The sequence below is a fragment of the Streptomyces sp. NPDC059852 genome (assembly GCF_042731455.1).
GTDB lineage: Bacteria > Actinomycetota > Actinomycetes > Streptomycetales > Streptomycetaceae > Streptomyces.
Genome location: NZ_JBHWJK010000043.1, coordinates 20,782 through 28,657 on the forward strand (window position 1 = coordinate 20,782; position 7,876 = coordinate 28,657).

The following is a 7,876-nucleotide window of genomic DNA, read 5'->3' on the forward strand; positions in this document are numbered from 1 at the left end:
ACGCGGCACGGGTCTTCCCCCGGCGGCGGCCCGTCACGGATGATCTCCGGGTCGGGGCCGGCCTGACTAGGCTGGAGGCGCCGGTACGGCGTGGTTCCGGCGCCCGCAGCCCGTCTCCGCACGCAGGCCAGGAGAGTCACAATCACCATGGCAGACCGCAAGCCCATCGAGTCCTGGCTCACCGACATGGACGGTGTGCTCATCCACGAGGGCGTCCCCATCCCCGGCGCCGACGCGTTCATCACGAAGCTCCGCGAATCCGGCAGGCCCTTCCTCGTCCTCACCAACAACTCGATCTACACCCCGCGCGACCTGCACGCCCGTCTGAACCGCATGGGCCTGCACGTGCCGCTGGAGAACATCTGGACCTCGGCCCTGGCCACCGCCCAGTTCCTGGACGACCAGCGGCCCGGCGGCTCGGCGTACGTCATCGGCGAGGCGGGCCTGACCACCGCGCTGCACGACATCGGGTACATCCTCACCGACCACGAGCCGGACTACGTCGTCCTCGGCGAGACCCGCACCTACTCCTTCGAGGCCATGACCAAGGCGGTCCGGCTCATCAACGACGGGGCCCGCTTCATCTGCACCAACCCCGACGAGACCGGCCCCTCCGCCGAAGGGCCGCTGCCGGCGACCGGCGCGGTCGCCGCGCTGATCACCAAGGCGACCGGCAAGCAGCCGTACTTCGCGGGCAAGCCCAACCCGCTGATGATGCGGACCGGCCTGAACGCCATCGGCGCCCACTCCGAGACCAGCGCCATGATCGGCGACCGGATGGACACCGACGTCCTGGCCGGCATGGAGGCCGGGATGCAGACCTTCCTGGTGCTCACCGGCCTGACCCGCCCCGAGCACGTGGAGAACTTCCCGTACCGGCCGTCCCAGGTCGTCGACTCCATCGCGGACCTCGTCGAGCGGATCTGAACCCCGTACGGACCTGATCCGACCCGGATGGAGCAATGCGGGCCCCGCCCAGGATGCGGGGCCCGCCTCACCGGGGGAGCCTCCCTGTATCTGGAGGTTCACGATGGGATCACTGCGCGTCACCCTGAGTGCTGTCGCCGCCCTGGGGGCGGTGAGCGCCGTCCCGGCGGCCCACGCGGCGGACGGGGGTGTCTCGGTCGGCCCGTCGACCGCCGCCCCCGGCGACGACGTCGCCCTCCGGGTGAGCGGATGCCCCGGCCGGACCGCCACCGCCGCCTCCCCGGCGTTCGTCGCCGACGCGCGGCTGACCGTCGGCGAGGACGGGGACCTCGGCGGGGAGAGCCGGGTCCGCTCCACGGTGAAGGACGGCAGCTACGACGTGCGCGTCCGCTGCGGCGACACCACCCGCACGGGCTCCGTCACCGTCGCGCGCCACGCGGCCGGGCCGTCCGGCACCCAGCGCCACGGGGCCCCGCCCTCGCCCGCCGCCAGCCCGACCGCCCCCGTCCGGGCCGGGGGAGGCGGCGCCACCCGCCTCGCCATGGTCGACGCCCGCGAGGCCGGACCCGGCACCGCGCACACCGTGACGGGACTGGTCCTCGCCGGTGTCGCCGCGACCGCCGTGGCGCTGCGCAGCGCCCGCCGGAGCCGGCGCCCCCACTGACCGTGACCGCGCGCGAACACACCGGCCTCGGGGGCCGTCTGCTCACCGGCACCGTCTGGGTGGCGCTGCTGCTCGGGCTGTGGCTGTGGGGCTGGGAGGTCACCGACGTCCGGCCGCATCCGTCCTCCCCGCCCGCCGCGGACACGCTGATCCCGGCCGGCCCGCCGCCCGACGTACGGCTGCCTCCCGCGGCGCGGCCCCTGGCCGACGCCCTGCCGCAGCGGGTCGAGATCCCGGCGCTCGGCGTCCGGGCCCCCGTCGTCGCCCGCGGTCTGGACGCGCAGGGCGCCGTGGACCCGCCCCCGTACCGGCAGGCGGCCGCCGTCGGCTGGTACGCGGCCGGACCGGCACCCGGAGCCGAGGGGCCGGCGCTGATGGTCGGGCACACCGACACCGAGACCCGCCCGGCCGTCTTCCACCGGCTCGCCCTGCTCCGGCCCGGCGCCCGGGTGCGGGTGCTGCGCGCCGGCGGCCGGGTCGCCGAGTTCACCGTGGACGAGGTCCGGACGGTCGAACGCGACGGGTTCGACGCCCGGTGGGTGTACGGCCCGCACCGCCCGGGCCGGGCGGAACTGCGCCTGATCACCTGCGCCGGCACCTTCGACCGGGCCACCCGGACGTACTCCGCCAACCTGGTCGTCTCCGCCTACCTCACCGGCCGCGGATAGCGCCGGCGAGGTGCCCGCGGACCTCGCGTGGCCCGCCACCGGGTATGTCAGGATTGAGCCTCGGAAGAGTGCACCCGAGGGGGAGCTGGATGTACCAGAAGAGGGGGGCCTGGGGGGTCGCTCGTGCGCGCACGTCGGCCGTGCTGCTGGGGGCGGCACTGCTGATCGCGGGATGTTCCTCCGGGGACGGCGACGCACCGGACGGCGAGAACGTCGCCGGGATCAGCCAACAGCCCAAGGACAAGAACCCGTTCTGGGTGAACCCGGACGGGAACGCGGCCGAGCAGGTGGCCGCGTACGAGAAGGACGGCAAGAAGGAGGACGCCGAGCAGATCCGCAAGATCGCGGAGCAGCCCACCGGCGAATGGATCGGCCCGGAGAACCCGGAGGACGAGGCGCGCGGCTACACCGAGGCCGCCGCCAAGGCGGACCGCACCGCGCTGCTGGTCCTCTACAACATCCCGCACCGCGACTGCGGCCAGTACTCGCAGGGCGGCGCCGCCGACGGCGACACCTACCGCGAGTGGATCGACGGGGTGGCCAAGGGCATCGGCGACCGGGGGGCCACGATCGTCCTGGAGCCGGACGCCGTGCTGCACCTCGTGGACGGCTGCACCCCGGACGAGTTCCACGAGGAGCGCTACGACCTCCTCAAGGGCGCCATCGGCAAGCTCAAGTCGCTGAAGAACACGAAGGTCTACCTGGACGCCGGCAACGCCGGCTGGGGGCACCCGGACCAGATCTTCGAGCCGCTGAAGTGGGCGGGCGTCGACAAGGCCGACGGCTTCGCGGTGAACGTCTCGAACTTCTACACGACCAAGGACTCCATCGCGTACGGCAAGCAGCTCTCCGCCCGCGTGGGTGGGAAGCCCTTCGTCGTGGACACCAGCCGCAACGGCAACGGCCCCTACACGGGCGGCGACCCGAACGAGCGCTGGTGCAACCCGCCGGGCCGCGCGCTGGGCGAGACCCCGACGACGAAGACGCCGGACCCGCTGGTCGACGCCTTCGTCTGGGTCAAGCGGCCCGGCGAGTCGGACGGCGAGTGCAAGGGCGGCCCGAAGGCCGGCCAGTGGTGGGCGAAGTACGCACTCGGACTGGCCCGGGGCAGCAAGTGACCCGCTGAAGGCGACGGCCCCGCACCTCCGAGGAGATGCGGGGCCGTCGTCCGCGCGGCCACGGGAGCGCTACGGCACCCGGACCCACTGCGCCGTGGACGGCGTGCCCTGGTCGTCCGTCACGAAGAGCATGTACCAGCCCGACGGCACCAGGTTCCGGTTCGTCGGCACGCTCACCGTGAGCTTGTCGCCCGACGCCTGGAAGTCCAGCTTCACCGACCGCTGGTCCACGTCCGTGACGTGCGTGGACGCGCTCGGCCGCATCAGCCGTACGTTCTTCACGGCCGAGGCGTGCTGCGAGGTGAAGGTGCCCGTCCCGCCGCGCTTGATGGTCTGCGGGCCGCCCGACAGCGACGGCCGCGCGTCCCGGTACAGATACGGCGGCGTGTAGATCTCGATGCGCTGCTCGAACTTGCCCGGCTTGGTGTTGGCCTTGTCGGCGTAGAGCGAGTCCGAGCCGAAGAACATCACGCGGCCGTCGGGCAGCAGGATCGAGCCCGAGTGGTAGTTGCGGCCCACCAGCGGGTCGGCGACCCGGTCGAGCTCCTCGGCGCCCGGCCGGTACAGGTGCGCCTGGAGGATGTTGGAGTCGCCGCGGCCCCGGTAGTCCTCCGAACCGCCCGACACCAGCACGGAGTCGTCCGGCAGCACCGAGGTCTGCGGGTAGCGCGTGCCCTTCTCCAGCGACGGCCCGTCCACGAACTTCGGGTCGTCGTCCTTCAGGTCGATCAGCCGGGTCTTCTCGCTGGACTCCTTGGACTCGCCGACGCCACCGCCGCCGATCACCATGTACTTCTCGTCCTGCGCCGGCGGCAGCAGCACGGTGCCGGACGTCTCCATCAGGTTCGCGTCGCTCAGGCCGGGCAGCTTGGTGAACTTGTTGGTGTCCACGTCCCAGACGCCCGGGTCACGGCCCACGTCGTCGGGGCCGTAGCCGGCGTTCGAACCCGAGTAGAAGATCTTGCCGTTCTGCAGCGGGAACAGCGCCGGGTACGTCGGGAACTGCCGGGTCTTGTCCAGGTACGTCCACTTCTTCGTCTTCGGGTCGTACACCTCGTTCTTGCCCGGCACCAGCTGCCCGATGTCGTCGAGGCCGGAGACGCTGAGGATCTTGCCGTCGCCCAGGGTGGTGAGCGTCGGGTACCAGCGGGCCTCGTGCATCGGGTCGACCTTGATGTACTTCTCGGCGACCGGGTCGAACTCGTAGGCGTCCCGGATGCCCTGGAAGTCCTTCTTGTCGAGGGCGAGCTTCTGCGCGATGCCGTAGGTGTTGCGCGCGTCGACGCCCGACAGGCCCTGGATGCGGTAGTTGTCCTGGGTGCCCGTCTCGTACTTGGTGCCCTGCTTCTGTGCCTCGACGTAGATCCGGCCGAGACCGGGGTCGTTGCGCAGGAACTCGCCGGTGACCTTGTCGAACACCTTCTTGGCGCGCGGCACCAGCACCGGGTCCTTGGAGACGAACGTCTTGCCGTTCTCCTTGCCGGTGAACTTGGTGCCCGCGGGCAGCGTGATCGGCTCGTCCGGGTTCTCGTTGTGGACGATCATCAGGCCGCCGGCCTTGGTGACGTCACCCTTGAGCTTCTCGTACCGCTTGGTGCCGCCCGCGATCAGCAGGTTGCCGTTGGACAGCTGGGTGTGGCCGGTGCAGAACAGGTCGTTCGGCGTCGGCACCTTCTTGATGGTGCCCTTGACCGGGTCCCAGATCCGGGTGTCGTACTGCTTCGCGTCGAAGTTGTCCTGGTTGTTGCCCGAGCCGGCGATGAGCAGCACCTTGCCGGTGTGCAGGAGCGCCGCGTGGATCGTGTTCTGGCGGTACTCCTCGGGGAACTCGACGATCTCCCACTTGCCGTTCGCGGCTTTGTACTCGGGTCTGTTGATCTGGTACTGGTGGTATTTCTCGGTGCCGACGCGATAGAGCCACGGCCCGTTCATTCCGGCCAGCGCGAGCACCACCGCCGTGCCTATCGCGAGTCGACGGGCGCGGCGGCGGCCTGCACGGTCGTTCATTCCTTACGTCCCCCAAGTCCACCAAGGGCGATCTGCATCGTCTGGTCGTTGCCGCCACCGTCCGACGCGGCCCAGGTCGGCTTCTGCTGACCGTGGGGCGCGTGCGGCGTGGCGTGCGACGGCAGCGGCTGCGGCTGGTACGGCACCGCCGGGCCGGCTGCCGGCGCCGCGTCCTGCTGCCCGCTCCCGGCGGGCCGGGCAGCGTGCGCGGCGGGCTTCTTCTTCTCCTGCCGCAGCATGTAGCGCCAGGCGAAGATCGGCGTCGCGGTGATCAGCATGGCGAACGTCGCCCAGATGATCATCGCCGGGTGGGAGTGTCCGTAGACGAATCCCGCCGTGATCGAGGCGCCGAAGATCGCGATGAAGTACCAGTGGTACCGGAACGTGCCGAACCAGCGGTCGGGGCTCGCGGAGTCGCCCTTGGGCGTGACCACGAACTTGCTCTTCTTGCGCAGCACCGAGTCGATCAGGGCCTTCGCGTACAGCGGCGCCGACAGCGCGGACATCACCATGCCGGCCACGCCGCCGGAGCCCTCCGGCTCGTGCGGCGAGACGTTGTGGCGGCGGTTCCAGACGTACAGGCCGATCTGGAGGGCCGAGGCGTTGCCGTACAGCATCAGCCAGATCGTGGGGTCGATGTTCACACCCGAGGCGCCCAGGCCCAGGAACAGCGCGCAGCTCAGCGCGGCCAGGATCCAGTTCAGGGCCGACATCGGGTAGAAGATGATCATCATCGTGTAGTTGAAGAGCTTGCTCGGCGGCAGCGAGTACCAGCCCTTCCAGTACTGCTTGAGGATCGTCTCGTACGTCCCTCGCGACCAGCGCATCTGCTGGGTGAAGAAGTCCGTCCAGGCGCTCGGGCCCTCACCGACGGCGAGCACGTCCGGGGTGTAGACCGAGCGCCACTTGCGGCCCGTGGCCGGGTTCTTGTGGCGGTGGATCTCGAAGCCGGTCGCCATGTCCTCGGTGATCGAGTCGTACAGGCCGCCGATCTGCTTCAGCGCCTTGATGCGTACGGCGTTCGACGTGCCCACGAACATCGGCGCGCCGTACTTGTTGCCCGCGCGCTGGATGAGGGCGTGGAAGAGGAACTGCTGGGACTCGGCGGCCTTGGTGACGAAGTTGTCGTAGTTGCCGTAGACCTGCGGGCCGATGACGAAGCCGACGTCCGGGTCGCGGAAGAAGCCGAGCATCCGCTCCAGGTAGTTGGGCAGCGGCACGTGGTCGGTGTCGACGGAGGCGAAGAAGTCGTAGTCGTCGCCGTGCGCGTCGAGCCAGGCGTTGTAGTTGCCGTGCTTGGTCTTGGCGCGGTGCGGGCCCTTGGCCTGGTTCCACTTGGCGATGCCCTTGCGGGAGAAGTGGCGCACACCGAGGCGGGCGCACACCTCCTTGACCTCCGGGTCGTCGCCCTCGTCGAGCAGCCAGACGTGCATCAGACCCCGGTGGCGTAGCTTCACGGCCGCCTCCAGGGTCTTCGTCACCATCTCCAGCGGCTCCTTGCCGGGCACGAAGGAGGTGAGGAAGGCGACTCTCGTGCCGGTCTCCGGCACCACCGGGATCGGGTCGCGGGCGACCAGCGTGGCGTGCGCGTTGGAGAGGACGTTCATGCAGCGGAAGAACTCGATCAGGCCGATCGAGACGAGCATCACGATGTCGAGCGCCGGCAGCCAGTCGAAGGCCGGGTAGTCGCGCTCGGTCCAGTGCTCGGGCTGCAGCAGCCAGAAGAGCAGGACCAGCGAGAGCACCGGGGCCGCGGCCAGCATCAGGGCGACCCGGATGCGGTGCGGCTCCTGCGAGATCAGCGAGCGGTACTGGACCCGGTACGGCTTGTTCGGGTCGGGCTGGGTGAGGGGACCGGCCAGCCGGCTGTAGTGCTCGTAGTCGTACTTCGGCAGCGTCTTCTTTATCCGGCGAAAGGCCCCGGTCCGGTGGGTCGGCACCCTCAACTGGGTGGTCTGTGACGGGTCGAAGTCCCGCCGGGCGCCCGTCGGCGTCGACGTCATGAGTCATCCCCCCACACGCAGGTCACCGCGTGTATGTCGGTTCCGTTTACGACTGTGCCGATCCCCCTCGACCTTCACAGGCGTATCAGTGGCGGGCCGCGGTCACCACATCTTCCACACGTTAGACATGGAAACGCGACCTTCCGGTTGCATCATGCCCCCCTCGGCATGCGGTCGTGAAACGGGGCCCCCTGCTCCCCGGAAAACCGGCAACCGGCTCCTTGCCCCCCAACTGCCGCGTATGCGCAGCATCGTGAAAAACCCCACCCCAGGGTTCTACGCGGGTCCGCATGATCGCAAGACGCGAAACGCGGTGTTTACCGGTCATACGCGCTCATTGTGGCAGCTGTGGAGGCCCTGTGTGGCCGTCGTGGGCAGATGGGCACAGGGGGCCGGAACGCCGGAAGCCCCACGGGCGAGCCGGGGGGTTCCGGACCGTCTGTGAGCCGCCCCGGACTACAACCACCCACCCCCGTATTAAGAGTAAGC

The 7,876-nt window shown here is 70.0% G+C and carries 6 protein-coding genes; 4 read left to right on the forward strand and 2 right to left on the reverse strand.

Going from position 1 to position 7,876, the window contains the following annotated elements; translation table 11 throughout:
* Window positions 1–147 precede the first annotated feature (147 nt).
* From ACFV46_RS32945 to ACFV46_RS32960, 4 genes are all read left to right on the forward strand, one after another.
* Complete coding sequence (locus tag ACFV46_RS32945; protein WP_062665109.1) at window positions 148–927, forward strand: HAD-IIA family hydrolase; 780 nt, start codon at window positions 148–150, stop codon at window positions 925–927.
* Between the two features lie 103 nt (window positions 928–1,030).
* Window positions 1,031–1,591, forward strand: coding sequence for a hypothetical protein (locus ACFV46_RS32950; RefSeq protein ID WP_361924617.1), 561 nt, complete (start codon window positions 1,031–1,033; stop codon window positions 1,589–1,591).
* Window positions 1,592–1,593: 2 nt separating this feature from the next.
* Window positions 1,594–2,259, forward strand: a complete 666-nt coding sequence (locus ACFV46_RS32955) for a class F sortase (protein WP_361924619.1) — start codon at window positions 1,594–1,596, stop codon at window positions 2,257–2,259.
* A gap of 89 nt (window positions 2,260–2,348) precedes the next feature.
* Entirely contained in the window at window positions 2,349–3,377 is a 1,029-nt protein-coding gene (locus tag ACFV46_RS32960; RefSeq protein ID WP_385500890.1) for a glycoside hydrolase family 6 protein, read from the forward strand.
* A gap of 69 nt (window positions 3,378–3,446) precedes the next feature.
* Here ACFV46_RS32960 and ACFV46_RS32965 read toward each other — a convergent pair whose 3' ends face one another.
* Window positions 3,447–5,384: a kelch motif-containing protein gene (locus ACFV46_RS32965; protein ID WP_361924623.1), complete on the reverse strand. Its 1,938-nt coding sequence runs from the start codon at window positions 5,382–5,384 to the stop codon at window positions 3,447–3,449.
* On the reverse strand, window positions 5,381–7,387 hold the full coding sequence (locus ACFV46_RS32970) for a glycosyltransferase family 2 protein (RefSeq protein WP_376726749.1): 2,007 nt from the start codon (window positions 7,385–7,387) through the stop codon (window positions 5,381–5,383). The genes ACFV46_RS32965 and ACFV46_RS32970 overlap by 4 nt, the downstream gene beginning before the upstream one ends.
* Window positions 7,388–7,876 lie beyond the last annotated feature (489 nt).